Annotated in this window: 15 protein-coding genes; 12 read left to right on the forward strand and 3 right to left on the reverse strand. The window is 70.2% G+C overall.

Features of this window, described 5'->3' with window-relative positions; translation table 11 throughout:
• The gene (locus D5S19_RS29545; RefSeq protein WP_120026632.1) at window positions 1–333 is read left to right on the forward strand and encodes a hypothetical protein; all 333 of its coding nucleotides are present in this window, start codon (window positions 1–3) and stop codon (window positions 331–333) included.
• Window positions 330–1,310, forward strand: a complete 981-nt coding sequence (locus tag D5S19_RS29550) for a WXG100 family type VII secretion target (RefSeq protein WP_120026633.1) — start codon at window positions 330–332, stop codon at window positions 1,308–1,310. The genes D5S19_RS29545 and D5S19_RS29550 overlap by 4 nt, the downstream gene beginning before the upstream one ends.
• A gap of 33 nt (window positions 1,311–1,343) precedes the next feature.
• Here the strand turns inward: D5S19_RS29550 and mycP are convergent, their stop codons facing one another.
• Both mycP and eccD read right to left on the reverse strand, forming a co-directional pair.
• Window positions 1,344–2,897 (reverse strand): type VII secretion-associated serine protease mycosin, encoded by a 1,554-nt coding sequence (gene mycP / locus D5S19_RS29555; RefSeq protein WP_120026634.1) that lies wholly within the window; start codon window positions 2,895–2,897, stop codon window positions 1,344–1,346.
• An 8-nt stretch (window positions 2,898–2,905) separates the two neighbouring features.
• A complete protein-coding gene (gene eccD, locus D5S19_RS29560) occupies window positions 2,906–4,303 on the reverse strand; it encodes a type VII secretion integral membrane protein EccD (protein WP_120026635.1) in 1,398 nt (465 codons plus the stop codon).
• A gap of 287 nt (window positions 4,304–4,590) precedes the next feature.
• Here eccD and eccCa point away from each other — a divergent pair, with 287 nt between their 5' ends.
• The 5 genes from eccCa (at window position 4,591) to D5S19_RS29585 (ending at window position 11,873) form a co-directional block, all read left to right on the forward strand.
• Entirely contained in the window at window positions 4,591–8,601 is a 4,011-nt protein-coding gene (gene eccCa, locus D5S19_RS29565) for a type VII secretion protein EccCa (RefSeq protein ID WP_120026636.1), read from the forward strand.
• Between the two features lie 46 nt (window positions 8,602–8,647).
• Complete coding sequence (locus D5S19_RS29570; protein WP_120026637.1) at window positions 8,648–10,624, forward strand: type VII secretion-associated protein; 1,977 nt, start codon at window positions 8,648–8,650, stop codon at window positions 10,622–10,624.
• Window positions 10,625–10,639: 15 nt separating this feature from the next.
• Window positions 10,640–10,972, forward strand: coding sequence for a hypothetical protein (locus D5S19_RS29575; protein WP_120026638.1), 333 nt, complete (start codon window positions 10,640–10,642; stop codon window positions 10,970–10,972).
• Window positions 10,973–11,207: 235 nt separating this feature from the next.
• Complete coding sequence (locus D5S19_RS29580) at window positions 11,208–11,528, forward strand: WXG100 family type VII secretion target (protein WP_120026639.1); 321 nt, start codon at window positions 11,208–11,210, stop codon at window positions 11,526–11,528.
• Between the two features lie 54 nt (window positions 11,529–11,582).
• Window positions 11,583–11,873, forward strand: a complete 291-nt coding sequence (locus tag D5S19_RS29585; protein ID WP_120026640.1) for a WXG100 family type VII secretion target — start codon at window positions 11,583–11,585, stop codon at window positions 11,871–11,873.
• Here D5S19_RS29585 and D5S19_RS29590 read toward each other — a convergent pair.
• A complete protein-coding gene (locus D5S19_RS29590; protein ID WP_233574239.1) occupies window positions 11,834–12,493 on the reverse strand; it encodes a DUF4333 domain-containing protein in 660 nt (219 codons plus the stop codon). The genes D5S19_RS29585 and D5S19_RS29590 overlap by 40 nt on opposite strands.
• A gap of 333 nt (window positions 12,494–12,826) precedes the next feature.
• Here D5S19_RS29590 and rplM point away from each other — a divergent pair, with 333 nt between their 5' ends.
• The 5 genes from rplM to D5S19_RS29615 all read left to right on the forward strand — a co-directional run bounded on the left by rplM (window position 12,827) and on the right by D5S19_RS29615 (window position 18,320).
• Window positions 12,827–13,279 carry a 50S ribosomal protein L13 gene (gene rplM / locus D5S19_RS29595; protein ID WP_120026641.1) on the forward strand — a complete coding sequence of 151 codons (453 nt, stop codon included), beginning with the start codon at window positions 12,827–12,829 and terminating at the stop codon, window positions 13,277–13,279.
• A 14-nt stretch (window positions 13,280–13,293) separates the two neighbouring features.
• Window positions 13,294–13,785 carry a 30S ribosomal protein S9 gene (gene rpsI, locus D5S19_RS29600; protein ID WP_098511551.1) on the forward strand — a complete coding sequence of 164 codons (492 nt, stop codon included), beginning with the start codon at window positions 13,294–13,296 and terminating at the stop codon, window positions 13,783–13,785.
• A 264-nt stretch (window positions 13,786–14,049) separates the two neighbouring features.
• On the forward strand, window positions 14,050–15,387 hold the full coding sequence (gene glmM / locus D5S19_RS29605) for a phosphoglucosamine mutase (protein ID WP_120026719.1): 1,338 nt from the start codon (window positions 14,050–14,052) through the stop codon (window positions 15,385–15,387).
• A gap of 135 nt (window positions 15,388–15,522) precedes the next feature.
• The gene (locus tag D5S19_RS29610) at window positions 15,523–15,834 is read left to right on the forward strand and encodes a hypothetical protein (protein ID WP_120026642.1); all 312 of its coding nucleotides are present in this window, start codon (window positions 15,523–15,525) and stop codon (window positions 15,832–15,834) included.
• The gene (locus D5S19_RS29615; RefSeq protein WP_120026643.1) at window positions 15,831–18,320 is read left to right on the forward strand and encodes a hypothetical protein; all 2,490 of its coding nucleotides are present in this window, start codon (window positions 15,831–15,833) and stop codon (window positions 18,318–18,320) included. Before D5S19_RS29610 ends, D5S19_RS29615 begins: the two co-directional genes overlap by 4 nt.
• The last annotated feature ends 5 nt before the right edge of the window (window positions 18,321–18,325 follow it).

Raw genomic sequence — 18,325 nt, forward strand, 5'->3', positions numbered from 1 at the left:
ATGAGCGTGCCGGGACCGGCTGCTGTACGCATCGACAGCGCGGTTGTCGGCGGCTACGCGGCGAAAGTCGCGCGAGCCGCCGACGAACTCGCTGCCGCTGCGGCCGAAGTGGGCCAGGGCGCGACCAGACCCGAGACTTACGGCGGGCTCGGCGCCGATCTCGGCGTCGGCGAGTCGTACGCCGTGGCGTCCGGGGTACTGCGCCGTCAGCTCGGTGCCGGGGTTGCCGCCCTGCGGTCGGTCACGGAAGCGTTGGAGCAGCTCACTTCGGGCCACGAGCAGCGCGACGCGGACGCGGCCGAGCGGATCGAGCGCGCGGGGCGGATCTCGTGACCGGGCCGTCGGCGGCGTTCGTCTCCGAACTCGCCAGGGAACTCGGTGCCACCGATCCGGTCGAGGCCTTCTACCGGCCGTTGACCGGGAAGTGGGACGAGCTGACCGAAGAGGCGGCACGGCTGCGGGCCGCGGCGGGCACGGCTGCCCGGGTTTCGGCTGATCTCGCCGAGGATCTCGGCAAACTCGACGCAGTGTGGACGGGTCCGGACGCGGACGCGTTCGTCGCTTACCTCGGCGAGATCCGGTCGGCGAGCGAAGGTGCCGAGGACGCGCTCGAAGTGCTCGCCGGTGCGCTGGAAGAGCTGTCCGGCTCGGTCCGCCGCATCGTCGACGCGGCCGAGGAGATTCTCGTGGACGCGGCGGACGTGCTGTCCGAGTCGGCGCTGCTGCCAGTCGGCGGGAGCACCCGCGCCCGTGCGCAGCTGCGCGAGACCGGGCAATCGCTGGAGGTGCTGCACGCCTCTGCCCAGGACGTACTGCAGCAGTTCGTCAGGCTGTGCGAGGGGATGGACGCGCCGTCCGGACAGCCGGGCATCGAGCTGCGCCGCCATTACCCGGCGGGGCAGTTCCGGCTCACGGCCGAAGGGGTTGGGACGGAAGTTCTTTCCGCGCAAGGCGATTCCGCACCTGCGTCCACAGTGGACGAGGTGACGGGCGACGATTCGGTGCACCCGTCCGCGCTGGAGCACGGCAAGGAGACCGCCGCCGAACCGGGCCAGGCGGGGGTGGCGCCGGTCGAACCGCTGCCGGCCGTCGCACCGGCTTCGCCGCAGAACCAGGGCAACGGCGTGCCGATGATGGGTTTCGGTGGTTTCGGCGGAGATGCCGGTGGCCGCGAGCGCCCGCGCAAGGGCCGGGAACGGTTCCCGGCCAAACCAGGGGAGATCTTCGGTGAGCCGGATCCGGTCACGCCCCCGGTCCTCGGCGAGCCCACTGACGCGGAAAAGGCCGCCAAGCGAAAGCGCCGTGGCTGACCGGACGCCCGTCCACAGTGGACGGACGCTCGGTCAGCGTGGCGGCGTGGATCGTCCCCGGTTGCGCCGGATCGTGTGCATCACGAACAGCGTGATCAGCAGTGCGGCCAGCCCGCCGCCGGTACCGGCGAGCGCGACGATCATCGGGGTGGAGCTGATGCCGTCCGCCGGTGGCAGCTGGGCGGCCTGCACCACCGGGTTCGGCGTGGCGAGGTTGCCGACGTCGTTGGGCAGGTTCGCGGTGAGCGCGGCGACCGGATCGATCACGCCGTAGCCCACGTAGTCGTCGTGGCCACCCGGTGCGGCCGGGTGCTGCGCGGTCGTCTTGATCCGCTTGATCACCTGGCGGGCGTCGAGATCCGGGTACATCTGCCGGACGAGCGTGGCGACGCCTGCCACGTACGGCGCGGCGAAACTGGTGCCCTGGATCGGGCTGGCCTGGGTGCCTCTGGTGATCACGCGGTTCGCCAGGCCGGTCGAGTTCTCGGCCGGGTCCAGCGAAACGATCTCGGTCCCCGGCGCGGCGACGCCGATCCACGGGCCGTGCACGCTGAAGCTCGCGACGCTGCCGTCCTTGTCGATCGCGCCGACGGAGAGCACGTCGTCGGAGAACCACGGCGGCGTCACGATGGACTTCGGCTTGTTCGGATCGGATTGGTCGTTCTGCGGGCAGCTGTCGGACACGTTGCCCGCGGCGGCGACGATCACCACGCCCTTGTCCGTCGCGTATTTGACCGCGGCCTGTACCTGGCGTTCGCTCGGCTGGATGTCCGCGGGCGGGGCGGGGCGGCAGTGGTCCAGCGACATGTTGATCACGCCGATGTCGCCGCGGTCGGCGATGCCGCGGATGATCTGCGCGAGCGAGCCCAGCGTGCCCGCGGTGTCGCCCTTCTCGATCTGCCTGCTGTCGCCGTTGTTGCCGCCCTGCTGTGGCCCGGTGCCGCCGGGACTGCCGCCGCCGTTCGGGGAGCTGTTCTTGTCCTTCGGCCCGTAGTTCTCGCTCAGCTGCCGGTAGGAGACGATCCGCGCGTCCGGCGCGACTCCGATGAAGCCCACCTTCGGGTCCTTCGGATCACCCGCGATGATGCCCGCCACCTCGGTGCCGTGCCCGTCGCAGTCCTGCAGCCCGGCCTGCCCGGCGGGGGTCGGGAGCACGTAGTCGCCACCCGCTTCCACCCGGCCCTGGAACCACGGGTGCCGGGTCACGCCGGTGTCCACCACCGCGACCCGCTGGTTCCCGCCGACGCTGTGCTTGGCGGCCCGGACGATCTCCTGCGCCTTCAGCAGCTGCAGGTAGTCCTGGCCCCACGGGCGGGAGTTGATCTGGACGTTCTCGCCGAGGCTGCGCTTGACGCAGTCGGTCTTCTGCTCGTAGGGCTTGTCCGGCGCCTTGGTGTCGTTGGGCAGGCCGTCGTAGCCGTTCATCGGCGGCGGGGTGGCCCAGGAACCGGCCGGGGCGCTTTGCGCGGCCGCCGGCGTGGCAGCGAACGGGGACAGCACTCCGAGGCCGGCCGCGACGACGGCGGCCCCGGCCCGGCCGGAGAGACCGAGCCGGCGAGGGGCGGAACGTCGGGAGGCAGCAGCCATCGCGGCCCTCACTTGAGGTTGAGGTGGCGCAGCGTCATGTAGAGGTCCATCACGCCGAGGGCGAGCGGCAGCACCACCGCGATGCAGATCGCCTCGATGATCTCCACGGTGCGCCGCAGGGGAGGGGAGAACCGCTGGTTCGGGAAGATCACGCCGACCACCAGCGAACCCGCGGCGACCAGGACCAGAATGCCGAAGACGTACATCAGCCGATGTTCGGGCGTGGCCGAGAAGAGCCCGCCGATCAGGATCCCCGCGGCGGCGATCATGCCCGTGGTGAGCAGCGCGATCGCCTGCGCGCCATTGGCGTAGGCACGGGCGCGCAGCAGCAGCACGAGCGTGGCGACGATGCCGAGAATCGGGCCGAAGATGTTCGGCCCACTGGCCGCGATGATCGAGGCGAGCGCGGCGCTGGCACCGCAGCCGATCATCAGGCCGGTCATGTAGTCGTGCGCGATCGCGGTGCGCTGTTCGATCGCCGCGTAGTCGGGGAAGCCGGAGTCCTCCTTGAGCTCCTCCGCGGTGCTCGGCACGTGCGGCAGCGGCAGCTTGGCCAGCCAGATCGTGGTGCGTGGCAGCAGCGAGATGCAGGCCAGCGCCACGGCGACGACCCCGGCGGCGACCTCCGGCGCGGAGGCCGTGGTGACCAGCGTGGCCACCAGCGCGGCGAGCGCGGCGAAGGCGCCCGCCGTGGCCGCGGCGATGAACACCCGGATGCCCGCGCCGATGACCAGGATGCAGACCGCGGCGACGATCAGTACCAGCACCGAGCCAAGCAGCAGATTCGCCCGCACGGACAACCCCGGCACGATGCAGAAGCCGCTCACGAAGGCCAGCGGCAGCCCGCCCGCCGCAGCGATCAGCACCCCGGTCGCCTCGGCCTGGTAGCCCTTGGCCAGCGTCGCGCCGACCGCGACGCAGGCGATCGCGCCGAGGCCGCCGGCGATGGCCGCGCCGATCGAGGACCCGCCGTAAAGCGAGCCACTGAAGAACAGCGCGACCGCGGACAGCACCAGCGCGAGCCCGCCCGCGGCGTGCCCGAACCGCTGGGCGGTTTCCTTGGTCCACGGCCGGAAGGTGTCCGGCTCGGCCTCCGCGATCGCGTCCACGACATCGTCGAACAGCGGTGGCGGCGGGTTCTCGTTGCGCTTGCGCAGCTGCAGCAGTTCGCCGTCGACGACGCCGAGCGAGGCCAGCGTGCGGCTCGGGTCGAGCGGGGCGTCGCCGAGCTTGGCCAGCGCCCACCCGCCGTGGCGCGCTCCGCCGTCGGGGGTGACCTCCTTGGCCATCTTCAGGAGCATCGGCAGCAGGTCGGCGACCCCGACGTCGGCGGGCAACGCGACGTCGATGCGTGTCGTCGGTGCCACCACCGTGACCCTGCTGAAAACCGTCGTGCCCGTTGCCACTAGATGCCCCCGCTCTGATGAGTCACTCCGGGGGAACTTATACCGAACCTGCCGCCCGGTTTCAGCCGCTGCCGATAAATCGTCGGCGAAATACCCGGCCAGGCCCCAGGGCGGGCCGGGGGCGGCGCTCGCGGTCGGCGCAGGTCCCTACACTCGGGCTGCCTGGACCGGGCGGCGGGCGGCCGGCGACGCCGATCCCGGTGTTGGCCGGATTTCCGGGGCGGCGTTCGGTAGGTTGTCCCGCGCACCCGGGTGCAGGCGTCGAGCAGGAGTAGAGGGGTCCTTCGATGAGCACGCTGCAGTTCAAGAAGTCACCGCGGCTGGCCGCGCCACGCCCGCCGGGTGGCGAGGTGCATCTCGAACCGCCCCCCGAGGTACCCCGCACGATCCCGGGCAACATCGTCGCCAAGGCGATTCCGGGCGTGATGATCTTCGCTTCGCTCGGGATGATGGTCTACATGTTCACCGCCGGTGGCGGGCAGCCGACCACGATCATGATGAGCGGCATGATGCTGATGGGCACCGTCGGCATGCTCGCCGGCGGGGGCGGCAAGAGCGGCGGGGCCAAGAAGGCCGAGATGGACGAGGACCGCAAGGACTATCTGCGGTACCTCGGCCAGATGCGCGACCGCGCCCGGGAGGCGATGGTCGACCAGCGGGCGGCGCTGGAGTGGGTGCACCCGGATCCGCAGTCGCTGTGGTCGCTGGCCGCGAGCCGGCGGATGTGGGAGCGGCGGCAGAACGACCAGGACTTCCTGCACCTGCGGGTCGGGCGCAGCTCGCACCGGCTGGCGACCCGGCTGGTGCCGCCGCAGACCGGCCCGGTCGACGAGCTGGAGCCGATCGCGACGCTGGCGCTGCGGCGGTTCGTGCGGGCGCATTCGATCGTGCCGGATCTGCCGACCCAGATCACCTTGCGCGGTTTCGCGGCGGTGAGCATGCAGGGCGAGCGGGCACTGACCCGGCAGCTGGCGCGGGCGATGGTGGCCCAGCTGGTGACTTTCCATTCGCCGGACGACGTGATGATCGCGGTGGCCACCAGCGGCCGGGCGAAAGAGGAGTGGGAGTGGGCGAAGTGGCTCCCGCACGTGCAGCATCCAGCGCTCTCGGACGGGATCGGGCAGCTGCGGATGATGGCCGGTTCGCTGGCGCAGCTCGAAGTGTGGCTGGATGAGGAATTGCGGGAACGGCAGCGGTTCTCGCGGAATGCGACGCCGCCGCCGGATCAGCCGCACGTGGTGATCATCATCGACGACGGTGAGGTGACGCGTGAGGAGCAGATCATCCTGGAGGAGGGTCTGGTCGGGGTCACGCTGATCGACCTGTCGGATTCACTGGGCAACCTGGCGGCCCGGCGTGGCCTGCGGCTGGTCGTGGAGCAGGAACGGCTGGGCGCGCGCAGTGCGGGCGGGGTGGAGTGGTTCGGCCGTCCGGACCGGTTGTCGATGGTGGAGGCGGAGTCGCTGTCCCGGCTGATCGCGCCGTACCGCGTCGGTGGCGGCGAGGGCGCGGAGGCCTCGGACGACGAGCCGTTGCTGTCGAACCCGACGCTGCTGGAGCTGCTGGGCATCCCCGGCGACCCGATGACCTTCGACGTGCAGCAGGCCTGGCGGCCGCGGCCGGTGCGTGACCGCTACCGGGTGCCGTTCGGGGTGGGCGAGTACGGGCAGGCGGTGGAGCTCGACATCAAGGAAGCCGCGATGGAGGGCATGGGCCCGCACGGCCTGTGCATCGGGGCGACCGGTTCGGGTAAGTCGGAGTTCCTGCGCACGCTGGTGCTCGGGCTGCTGGCCACGCACTCCTCGACCAGCCTGAACATGATCCTGGTGGACTTCAAGGGTGGCGCCACCTTCCTCGGTCTGGACAAGGCCCCGCACGTGGCCGCGACGATCACGAACCTCGCCGGGGACCTGACCCTGGTGGACCGGATGAAGGACGCGATCGCGGGTGAGGTGAACCGGCGCCAGGAGGTGCTGGCGAAGGGGAACTACAAGAACGTCTGGGATTACGAGAAGGCCCGGGAGAACGGGGCCGATCTGGATCCGCTGCCGGCGTTGTTCATCTGTATCGACGAGTTCTCCGAGATGCTGACCGCGAAGCCGGACTTCATCGACATCTTCCTGCAGATCGGCCGGGTGGGCCGGTCGCTGCAGATGCACATGCTGCTCGCTTCGCAGCGGCTGGAAGAGGGCAAGCTGCGCGGGCTGGACACCTATCTGTCCTACCGGATCGGCCTGAAGACGTTCTCCGCGGCGGAATCGCGGGCGGCGATCGGGGTGCCGGACGCGTTCGAGCTGCCCTCGATCCCGGGTTCGGGCTACCTGAAGTTCGACACCTTGACGATGGTGCGGTTCAAGGCCTCGTACGTGTCGGGCCCGTACCGCCCGGCCGGGATCAAGGCGGCCGGGCCGGCCGCGACGGTGGTGCGGGCGGACAAGCGCCCGCAGCTGTTCGTACCGGACTTCGTGGAGCTGCCGCCCGAGCCGGAACCCGAACCGGAGCCGGTGGCGCAGGAGGCCCCGAAACCGGAGGTGGAGGACTCGAACGAGCCTTCCGAACTGGACGTGATGGTCGAGCGGTTCATCGGCCAGGGCCCGCCCGCGCACGAGGTGTGGCTGCCCCCGCTGGACGAGCCCAGCTCGCTGGACACCATGCTGCCGAACCTGAACCCGACCGAGGACCGCGGGCTCTCGCCGGTGGGCTTCTTCGGCAACGGCAGGCTGCAGGTGCCACTGGGGGTCGTGGACCGGCCGTTCGAGCAGCGCCGGGACATGCTGTGGGGCGACTTCTCCGGCGCCGCGGGGCACGGGATCGTGGCGGGTGGCCCGCAGTCGGGCAAGTCCACGATGCTGCGGACGCTGATCATGTCGATGGCGCTGACCCACACCCCGGAGGAGATCCAGTTCTACTGCCTGGACCTCGGTGGCGGCACGCTGGCCGGGCTGGCGGACCTGCCGCACGTGGGCGGGGTCGCGGTCGCGCGCCGGGAGCCGGACAAGGCCCGCCGGATCGTGGCGGAGCTGACCACGCTGATGACCGAGCGGGAAGGCCGGTTCGGCGCGCTGGGCGTGGACTCGATGACCGACTTCCGCAACCGCAAGCGCCGGGGCGAGATCACCGCCGAGCAGGACCCGTTCGGCGACGCGTTCCTGGTCGTGGACAACTGGCGGGCACTGCGGGACGACTTCGACGAGCTGGAGCAGACGATCACCCGGCTGGCCACCCAGGGCCTGGCCTACGGGGTGCACGTGGTCATCTCCGCGAACCGGTGGGCGGATCTGCGCCCGGCGATCAAGGACATGATCGGGACCCGGTTCGAGCTGCGGCTGGGTGATCCGACCGAGTCGGAGATGGACCGGCGGACCGCGGGCAACGTGCCCACCGGCCGGCCGGGGCGCGGGCTCACCCGGGACAAGCTGCACCTGCTGACCGGGCTGCCGCGGATCGACGGGTCCAGCGATCCGGACACGCTGGCGGCCGGGGTCGCGGACGCGGTGGCGAAGATCCGGGGCGCCTGGCGGGGCCGGGTCGCGCCGCAGGTCCGGCTGCTGCCGGAGCTGATCACCTACGACGACGTGCTGGCACAGGACAAGCGCCGGGACAGCAAGCTCGTGCCGTTCGGGGTCAGCGAGGAAGACCTCTCGCCGGTGTATCTCGACTTCGACGCCGAGCCGCACTTCTTCGCCTTCGCCGACGGCGAGTCGGGCAAGACGAACCTGCTGCGCCAGATCGCCCGCGGGATCGCCGAGCGCTACACCGCGCAGGAAGGGGTGATCCTGCTCGTCGACTACCGGCGCACCATGCTCGGCTTCCTGTCCGGGGACTCGCTGCTCGGCTACGCCGTGTCGTCGGCGCAGCTGGACAGCATGGTCAAGGACGTGCACGGGTCGATGACCCGGCGCCTGCCCGGCCCCGACGTCACCCAGGAACAGCTGAAGAACCGTTCCTGGTGGACCGGCCCCGAGCTGTTCATCCTGGTCGACGACTACGACCTGGTCGCCACCCAGACCAGCAACCCGCTCAAGCCGCTGTCGGAGTTCCTCGCCCAGGCCAAGGACGTCGGCCTGCACCTGATCGTGGTCCGCCGCACCGGTGGCGCCTCCCGCGCCGCCTACGACCCGATCATCGGCAAGCTCAAGGAACTCGCCGCACCCGGTATGGTCATGAACGGTTCCAAGGACGAGGGCGCCCTCATCGGCACCATCAAAGCCGGCCCGATGCCGCCCGGCCGGGGCACCATGCTCAGCCGCAAGGGCGGCCGCCAACTCGTACAGGTCTCATGGATCCAGCCCGACTGAACCACAGCGACGAGCGCGTGCCGGCGGCCGGTGACCGAGGTGCCGGGTGAGCGTGCGGGTCGCGGTGGACTTCGGGACCTCAAGCACCTGCGTTGTCGCGTCGGTCCACGGGCGCGACCCGCAGGTGGTGGTCATCGACGGCCAGCCGCTCATGTCTTCGGCGGTGTACGCGGCGGCCGACGGCACGCTGTTCGTCGGCCAGGAGGCCGAACGGCAGGCCGCCGTCGATCCGTCGCGCTATGAGCCGAATCCGAAGCGGCGGATCGACGAAGGCGAACTGCTGCTCGGCGATTCCGTGCTGCAGGTGACCGACGTCGTGCACGCGGTGCTGGCCCGTGGCGTCGCGGAGGCCCGGCGCATTGCCGGGCAGGCCGAGGTCGATCTCCTCGTGCTCACGCATCCGGCCGATTGGGGCGCCATTCGCACCCGGCTGCTCCGCCAGGCCGCGGGGCGGCTGGCCAGGGAAGTCGCCCTGGTGCCGGAGCCGGTCGCCGCGGCGGTCTACCACGCGGCCACGTTCGCGCCGAGTTCCCGGCCGGACGGGCGCACGGTCGAGTACTCCGGCACCCCGGGTGACGTGCTCGCGGTGCTCGACCTCGGCGGCGGCACCGTCGACGTCAGCGTGGTCCGCCGCTCGCCGGAAGCCGCGCGAGCCGCGGGCGGGCCGCCGCGGCGCGGGGGATTCCAGGTGCTCGCCACTCGCGGGGACCCCGGGTTCGGTGGCGCGGACATCGACCAGACGTTGCTCGACCACGTCGGATCACTGGTGTCGGAGGCGGATCCGCAGGCCTGGCAACAACTGGTGGCGGGCCGGGAGCTGGCCGACCGGCGTCGTCGCCGGGTGCTGCGCCAGGATGTGCGTGGTGCCAAGGAAACGCTGTCCCGGCACGCCTACACCGACGTACCGCTGCCGCCGCCGTTTCCGGACGCGCATGTCACCCGGGAGGATCTGGAGCGGCTGATCGCCACCCCGCTCGGCCGGGTGGTCGAGCTGACCAGCGCGGCCATCGCGGACGCGGGGCTGCGGCCCCAGCAGCTCGCCGCGATCTTCCTGGTCGGCGGGTCGAGCCGGATCCCGATGATCTCGCGGCTGGCACACGAACGCACCGGTGTCGTGCCGACCAGTCTCGACCAGCCGGAGACGGTCGTCGCCCGTGGCGCGCTGCGTGCGGTGCAGATCGATCCGGACCGCACCGGCGCGCTGCCCGGTACCTCGATCGCGGGGCCGCATCCGGAGCAGCAGCGGACCGAGGTGGTTCGCCCGACCGGACAACCGGACGTCCGCGCTCACCGTGGCGGGCCGCCTGCGCCGTCGCCGGGACGGGGTTTTCCCTTACCACCGCCCGGTTCCTTTCCCGGTCGCGCGGCTCCGGCGGGCCAGTACGGTCGCGCTTTCGGCGCCGGCCCGGCCGCGTACCGTCCGGGCACCCCCGGCGCTCCGGTGCCCATCCCGCCTGCGGTGAATCCGGGCAGCGGTGCGAAGAACCGGCGTCGGCCGCTGGTGCTGATCGGCACTGCCGTGGTGGTCGCCGCTCTTGTCGCGGTGGGAGTAGCGATCTTCAGCAGCTCGGGGGATTCGGCTGCGGCCGGACGGACGTTCCGGCAATACGACTTCAGTCTCGAAGCACCGGCGGACTGGATTCAGACCAGTGACGTGGTCGCCGACCGGCAGGTGATCCTGCGCCCGCAGGACGTCCCCACGGGCGATGATCTGGTGGCCGCGGAGGAACACGTACTCGATTACGACGCCACCGCGAATCCGCAGCGGTTCCAGCAGGATCTGCGTTCCACGGTGAATCAGCGTGCCGGATACAGCGCATTCCGGCCGGACGTGGCCTATGGTGGCCGGACCGTGCTCGGTTACCACCAGAGCAAGGAAGACGGCGCCGAGGTCGACTGGTACGTCGTGGTGCAGGGCCGGCTCGGGGTGCACGTCGGTTGCCAGTACCGGGATCCGGCGTTGCGGCAGCGCGTCGATGCGGCCTGTACGCAGATTGTGCGGACGCTGAAGATCGGCAACTGACTGAAGGAGCCGCTTGTGTCCTCGGAACCGGAGTCCGCCGCGGCGGCGTTCACCCGCGCGGGACAGGACGCGGTCACGTTCTCCCGCCGGGTCGCGGGCACCGCCCTCGCCCGCACCGAGCGCCACCGCGACGAGAACCGGGAACTGCGCAAGGAATTCGGCAGGCGACGGCCGTCGGCCGGGGCCGCGACGCCACCGGCCTTGCGTGGTGCCGCGCGACGGTTCCGCCGCGCGTGCGGGCTGCCGCTCCCGGTCGTGCCCGCCGAATCCGCGCCGGTTCCCGCCGATTCGCCACGGCCGGGTGAAGACGAGGACTTTTCGCAGGTGCGAATCATGCGTGAGGCGTGAGCTTCGGTGCCGCTGTGCGAGTGCTAATCACGCTGGTGGGCAACCATCTTTTCGGCCGGCCCTTGCCGGGTCGATGATCCGTTCGGGGATCGGTTCCCCCGATCGGCGTTCACGCAAGCAACTACTTCCCGGGAAATCGCGACAAGTGTGAACCGAACTGGCACTGTCTTCGTCGTAGGTGCGTACCGGAACACAGAGGCGGTACGCACAACCACTAACGAAGGGGGTAGCTCCCATGGCTGGCGGCTTTACCGGGACTCCTGAACAGTTCACCGCGGCCGAAGGTCGCGTCGTTGACGTTCGTGCGCAGATGGACCAGCAGCTGTCCAAGCTCGAGGGTGAGATCGAGGCCACTCGCGCGGGCTGGCAGGGCGAGGCCCAGGCCGCGTTCACCAACGTGATGGTGCGCTTCAACGAAACGGGCAAGGGCCTCAACTCCGCCCTGCAGCACATTGGTGAACTGCTCAAGGAAGCCGGTTCCACCTACCAGCGTTCGGAGCAGCAGCAGCAGGAAATCATGGAGTCCATGAACAAGGGCTTCGGCGTCCTCGGCTGAGCTGCTCGTTTCTTTTTTCTTTCACCAGCTTTCTTTCTTTGATGGGAGTTCACCATGCCTGACGGCCGCATTGTCGTTGATCCGGCGACCATCCACCGCGCGTCGGAGGACTGCACCGCCACCACCAACCAGCTGGCCACCCTGTTCGAGAACCTGAAGAAGGACCTCGACCCGCTGGTCCAGGACTGGACCGGTGAGGCGAAGGACCAGTACATGGTCGCGCAGGGTCAGTGGGACAGCAAGTTCGAGGACCTCAAGCAGCTGCTCGCGCAGATCGCCGCCGTGCTGCCGCAGATCGCCGACGGTTACCAGGCCACGGACCGGAACGTGCAGAACCTGTTCTGATCCGGGTTCCGGCGAAACCACGGCGGGCCGCGCACCTCCGGGTGCGGGCCCGCCGTTTTCGTGCGCAGCCCTTTTGTTGCTGCGCAAGGGTTCTCGGCGTGGCGCGCCGACGCGTATTCCGGCTTGTCGTTGAGGACTCCTGCGGTCACCTTCTTCGGTTGCCCGCCGATCTGCACGGTGGTCCCGTTTTCGGCGGCTTCTCCGGCCGGGCATTCGACATTCTGGACACCCGGGTCTCCGCAACTCTCTTCGAGTACCCGGGAAACACCGTCCTGTAAGGGATTCTGTGCCAAGGTGTCCCCGGCGAACGCGCCGAACCCGCCGCCCGGTGTCGCATTGTCCACATTGGATGGTTGCGGAGTCCGGCCGCAGGTCCACGCGCACGGCTGTGTGAGGCCCGCTTCGGGCTTCGGCATCGACACCCACGACGTCGGCGCCAGCGACTTGTACGTCGCCCCGAGGAAGACGTACTCGCCTGTGCCTTCGGCCGGAGTGAGGGTGTCGATGATCTCGTTCGGGTCCCGCTGCGACCGGTTGTGCGCTACGCGGCTCTCGGGGCTGCCGGTGCGCGTCGACGTACGCCGCGGCTTGGTCGCCGTCCGCGAGCGCGGTGCCGGCACGGGCCTGCCCGCACGCCGTGGCGAGCGCCAGCGTCGCAACCGTGGCACAGATCGTCCGGGGCGTCCTCGCTCGACCGCTCACCCCTGTCCCCAGGTCCTCGGCCGGGCGCGCTGCGCGGCCGACTGAGGTGTCCGGAGCAGCGACGCAGCGTTTCCGGCGGCTTCCGGCGACCCGGAACGGTAAAGTCCGGCACCGCGCGACGGACCGGGTTGCGACCCCCGTCGCACCGCTTCGGTACCCCAGGGGTATCGTCATACGTCGTTGTGCGTTGCGGCGCGTCAGCGCTCGGCCCGCACAGAACCCACACGCAATGTTGACGACGAGGTAGACCCTTGCCCACGTACAGCCCCAAGCCCGGCGACGTCACTCGTGCCTGGCACGTGATCGACGCCGAGGATGTCGTGCTCGGACGGCTCGCGACCGAGGTCGCCACGCTGCTGCGCGGCAAGCACAAGCCGACCTACGCCCCGCACGTGGACACCGGCGACTTCGTCGTCATCGTCAACGCCGACAAGGTGGCGCTCACCGGTAACAAGCGCGAGCAGAAGTTCGCCTACCGGCACAGCGGCTACCCCGGTGGCCTGCGGAAGCGCTCCTTCGGCGAGCTGCTCGACACCAAGCCCGAGCGCCTCGTCGAGAAGGTCGTGAAGGGCATGCTGCCCAAGACCAAGCTCGGCCGCGCCATGGGCAAGAAGCTGAAGGTGTACGCCGGCCCGCAGCACCCGCACGCCGCGCAGCAGCCGCAGGCGCGCGAGATCACCAAGATCGCGCAGGTCGCGAAGTGAGCGAGGAACAGTCTGTGACCAGCACCGAGACCGAGGTCGTCGCCTCCACGGAGACCCCCGAGGGCGAGGCCGTGGCGACCAGCGAGACCCCCGCCGCCGCACGTCCGTCGCGGGCCGCCGGGGGCAACGCCCAGACCGTCGGCCGCCGCAAGGAGGCCGTGGTGCGCGTTCGCGTCGTGCCGGGCACCGGTGAGTTCAAGCTCAACGGCCGCACCCTCGAGGAGTACTTCCCGAACAAGGTGCACCAGCAGCTCATCCGCGAGCCGCTGGTCACGGTCGAGAAGCCGGACTCCTTCGACATCTTCGCCAACCTGCACGGCGGCGGCATCTCCGGCCAGGCCGGTGCGCTGCGCCTGGCCATCGCCCGTGCGCTGGTCGAGGTCGACAGCGAGGACCGTCCGGCGCTGAAGAAGGCCGGCTTCCTGACCCGCGACGCGCGGGCCACCGAGCGCAAGAAGTACGGCCTCAAGAAGGCCCGCAAGGCTCCGCAGTACAGCAAGCGCTGATTTCCGCTGCTGTCGCGGGTCGAGCCATGCCGGCGTCTGAGGGCGCTTCGCCTGGGCTCACTCCGCAGTAGCCTTTGGGGGTCGAACCCCCAAGCCCCCGCCAGGGGCAAGCCCCCTGGACCCCCGGCGGCGCACGTAGGTTTTCCTCGTGTGCCGCCGGTTGCGTTTTCGGGGTGGGGGAGGGGATCCTCGACCATGGTTCGCCGCTAGGTTGTCGGGGTCGCCGTGGCAGCATTGTTCGACGGCTTTGACAAGGAGGTCGAGATGGCTCGACTGTTCGGCACCGACGGGGTACGCGGACTGGCCAACGCCGAGCTGACCCCGGAGCTGGCGCTCGCGGTCGCCGCGAGTGCCGCCCGCGTGCTCGCCGCGCACGACCGTTCGCACCGGCCGGTCGCGGTGGTCGGCCGGGATCCGCGGGCCAGCGGCGAGATGCTGGAGGCCGCCGTGGTGGCGGGCCTCGCCTCGGCGGGTGCGGACGTGCTGCGGCTCGGCGTGCTGCCGACCCCCGCCGTCGCATATCTGGTCGGCGCGCTCGACGCGGACCTCGGCGTGATGATCTCCGCCTCGCACAACCCCATGCCGGACAACGGCATCAAGCTCTTCGCCGCGGGCGGGCACAAGCTGCCCGACAGCATCGAGGACGAGATCGAAGCCGGTCTCGACCCCTCGGCCCTCACCCGCCCCACCGGCGACGGGGTCGGCCGGGTCACCGAGATCACCGACGCCGCCGACCAGTACGTCGAACACCTCGTGCAGGCCACGCCGCACCCGCTGGCCGGGCTCAAGGTCGTGGTGGACTGCGCGAACGGCGCGTCCGCGGTGGCCGCGCCCGAGGCCTACCGCCGGGCCGGCGCCGAGGTCGTCGCGCTGCACGCGGAGCCGGACGGCATCAACATCAACGACCACTGCGGCTCCAACCACCCCGAGCGGCTGCGTGCCGCCGTCGTCGAGCACGGCGCCGACCTCGGCATCGCGCACGACGGCGACGCCGACCGCTGCGTCGCGGTCGACGCGGCCGGCGAACTGGTGGACGGCGACCAGATCATGGCCGTGCTCGCCCTCGCCCTCGCCGAGGAAGGCGAGCTGGTCAAGGACACTCTGGTCGCCACCGTGATGAGCAATCTCGGCCTGCACCTGGCGATGAAGGCCCACGGCATCACCGTCGTGACCACCGCCGTCGGTGACCGCTACGTGCTGGAGGAGCTGCGTGCCTCCGGCCTGGCCCTCGGTGGCGAGCAGTCCGGCCACGTGGTCCTCCCGGCCCACGCCACCACCGGCGATGGCCTGCTGACCGCCCTGCGCCTGATGGCCCGGATGGCCGCCACCGGCAAACCGCTCGCCGAACTGTCCGCGGTGATGAACCGCCTGCCCCAGGTCCTGGTCAACGTCCCGGTCGCGGACAAGGCCGCCGTGGCCGGCTCCACCGAGGTCCGCGACGCCGTGGGCGAGGTCGAAGCCGAACTCGGTGAACAGGGCCGCGTCCTGCTCCGGCCCTCCGGAACCGAGCAACTCGTCCGGGTGATGGTGGAAGCCCCGGCCCACGCCACCGCCCAGGCCGCTGCCGATCGCCTTGCCGGAGTGGTGTCCGCCGTCTCCTGACTCATCCGGGTTGCCCGACTTTCTGCGCTACCGGCGGTCAGGCCGGTACATTCCGGGTGCGAGTGTGAAGGCACCGGTGGCACCCTGCCTGCGTCTTAGGGTGCGGTGCGCGGGTGCGCGCAGGGAGGGACGGCAATGGCAGGCGGACACCAGGTCGACACGGAGGCGTTGACCAAAGCTGCGAAAGCGCTGGGCGAGGTTCCGCGCACCACGCTGCAGCAGCCGTTGGCTGCGGTCAAGGACGTGCAGATCGCCAAGGCCGACTTCGGTGAAGCGCACACGGGCAACTTCGATTCGTATCACAGCGGCGTCGTGCGCCTGGCGGGAATGGCCGACGCCTACCTCAAGGCCTCCGACGCGTTCGCCCAGCGGCTCAATTCGGCTGGCGGGAAGTATCAGGCTGGGGAAGACGCGAACGCGCAGGCCGTGACCGGGAGCGGCAAGTGAGCGCGAGCGCCGGGGACAACATTCCGAGCAAGCAGGAAGTCCAGGAGATCATTTACGATCCCCGGCTGGTCGGCAATGACACCGGTCGCGATCTCGCGCTGCGTTACCTTGATTACGTCGAGGATGTGTCCGACCCGAGCCGGTACGGGTTCAAGGACAAGGAAGACTTCAACCACTGGCGCGACATGCTGAAGGACAAGTTCCACATCAGCGAGGGCGACGTCAACCGGGCCGACAGCGATTCCAGCACGGTCGAAAACGCCTACAACAATGCGAAGGCGCTCTACGACAAGGGGCAGGAAGACGATCGGAAAGCCGACAAGAAGGCCGCCGACGACGCGAAGAGCAAGCTCGACGACCAGGGGAGCCGGGCCTCGAAGACGGACGCCGGGGCGGGCAGTTCCGACGAGATTCTCGATCTCGGCAAGGCGGGCATGCGCACGTTCGACGTGTTCGTTCCGCTGTTCAACCGGGCGGTCGCGGTCGTCGGTACTTATCAGCCGGCGAACAAGGACGATCTCTACAAGCTCTACGACGAGCAGCGGAAGATCCCGTTCACCAAATTCAGCGCGGGGGCCGACGAGTTCACCGCGCTCGCCACCGCGGTGCGGAACGCCTCCGCCAACGTCACCGGTGAACTGCAAACCGACCTCGCCAACTGGGAGGGGAGCGCGGCCGAGCAGGCGAAGAGCTACCAGAAGAATTACACCGAGGACGCGAAGGCGGTCTCCGACGCGGCGACGCATGCTGCCGAGGCGGTGCGCAGCGCCTGCGGTTCGATCGGGAAGGCGTGCCGGGACAAGGCGAACTGGGTGATCAAGTACCGGGTCGACGCGCTCGGCCCGGTCACCGCGCAGGACCTCGACCGGATCATCCGGATCGCGGAGTTGCGCGGCAACGCCAGCCAGGACGATTTCAAGCATTGCGGGAAGTTCCTGGATCAGCAGTCGCAGGACCTGATCAATGACGATGACTGCGATCTGAACGACGAGACGGTCAACCACATCGCCGATCAGTGCACCCAGTACTGCCGGGACAATTTCGGCAAGTTCTTCGACGGTTATCTCCGCGACTTCAAGACCATGTGCACCAACACGCACACCGCCGTGGACGGTGCGTGGAAGGCCCTCACGGACTTCCTGACGCAACTGCCGGAAGATCCCTTCGCGAACCTCAGCTCGATGCCGGTGGACAGCGGGGGGACCCAGTCCGGCGGCCCGGGGACGGGAACCGGTTCCGGCGGCGGCAGTTCCGCGACGCCCCCGCCACCCCAGGCTCCGTCACCCCAACCCCCGACCCCGCCACCCCCCGTCGATCCGAACGCCAACCCGGTCACGCACCAGCCGTTGGAGACGGATCCGAAGACCGGGCAGCCTTACCCGATCGACCCGCGCACCGGGGAAGCGATCAAGCCCGACGCCGAGCAGCCAGAGACCGTGACGGTTCAGCAGGGTGCGCACAAGCTTTCGCTGAGCGAGCCCGGTACGGACGGCCGGATGGGCATCAGCGTGAACGACGGCAGCGGCCAAGCGAAGGATTACCAGCTCGACTTCGGTGACAGGCCCGGTGCGCATTCCCCCGGCCATCCGGACCGGGGTGCGGGCGGGCCGGATCAGCCAGGCGCGAACACCGGCGCGCCGAGTCGACCGGGCGACCCCCAGCCAAGCGACTCCCCGAAGTACCAGCCCAGTCCGGACGGCAAGATCCACATCGACGACGCTGGTCTCAAGATCACCGCCGAGCGGCCCGAAGGCCCGGACGGACCGACCGTCGTGACCGTCGACGATGGCACGGGTGAGCCGGTCACCTACACCCTCGGCGACCACGACCGCCCGGCCGACCCGTCGCAGCTGGCCCACGGCGGTACGCAGCCGCAGGCGGACCCCGCACGGTTCACGGTCGACCCTTCGCAGCTCCAGACGGATGCCACGCAGCAGGGCACCCAGCCGCCTGAAGACCCCGTACACCGCGGCACCCTGCCCCTGGAGGACCCCGCTCAGGCCGGAACTGTCCACAGTGGACAGGACGCCGCGCCGCGGCACGATCACGCCGCCAGTCCCGCGCCACAGCCGGTATCCACCACAGCCCGGCACGAGCTGCCCGACGTGCCCGTCGCCCAGACCGGGCCGGACGACTCGACCACCGCCCAGTCCGTGCTCAACCCGTTCTCTTCCGACGACGGCATCGGGCGGCCCATGGACGACCCGCTCGGCACCGCGCCCTCGGGCGGGGACCACGGCGGGGCGGGCATGACCGGGCACTCCTCCATCGTCGAGCTGGGCAACACCCCGTCCGGGAACGACGATCAGCAGCCGTCGCCCGCGATGGGGATGATGATGGGCGGCGGGCTGGGCTCCGCTCCGAGTGGCGGGGACCAGGAGCGCTCGTCGAACCCGTACCGCGCGCCGGGCGGGTTGTTCGGCTCCGGTTCGTCGGGTCGGCGGATCAGCGGCTCGCTCGACGACGACACCACCAGCACCCGATAGCCGGA

It is taken from the genome of Amycolatopsis panacis (genome assembly GCF_003600245.1).
GTDB lineage: Bacteria > Actinomycetota > Actinomycetes > Mycobacteriales > Pseudonocardiaceae > Amycolatopsis > Amycolatopsis sulphurea.

What these genes read in the sequence shown, in the direction of transcription:
- glmM (WP_120026719.1), top strand. Translation starts at nt 14,050, where the DNA reads ATGGCTCGACTGTTCGGCACCGACGGGGTACGCGGACTGGCCAACGCC.
- D5S19_RS29610 (WP_120026642.1), top strand. Translation starts at nt 15,523, where the DNA reads ATGGCAGGCGGACACCAGGTCGACACGGAGGCGTTGACCAAAGCTGCG.
- eccCa (WP_120026636.1), top strand. Translation starts at nt 4,591, where the DNA reads ATGAGCACGCTGCAGTTCAAGAAGTCACCGCGGCTGGCCGCGCCACGC.
- D5S19_RS29545 (WP_120026632.1), top strand. Translation starts at nt 1, where the DNA reads ATGAGCGTGCCGGGACCGGCTGCTGTACGCATCGACAGCGCGGTTGTC.
- D5S19_RS29585 (WP_120026640.1), top strand. Translation starts at nt 11,583, where the DNA reads ATGCCTGACGGCCGCATTGTCGTTGATCCGGCGACCATCCACCGCGCG.
- mycP (WP_120026634.1), bottom strand. Translation starts at nt 2,897, where the DNA reads ATGGCTGCTGCCTCCCGACGTTCCGCCCCTCGCCGGCTCGGTCTCTCC.
- D5S19_RS29580 (WP_120026639.1), top strand. Translation starts at nt 11,208, where the DNA reads ATGGCTGGCGGCTTTACCGGGACTCCTGAACAGTTCACCGCGGCCGAA.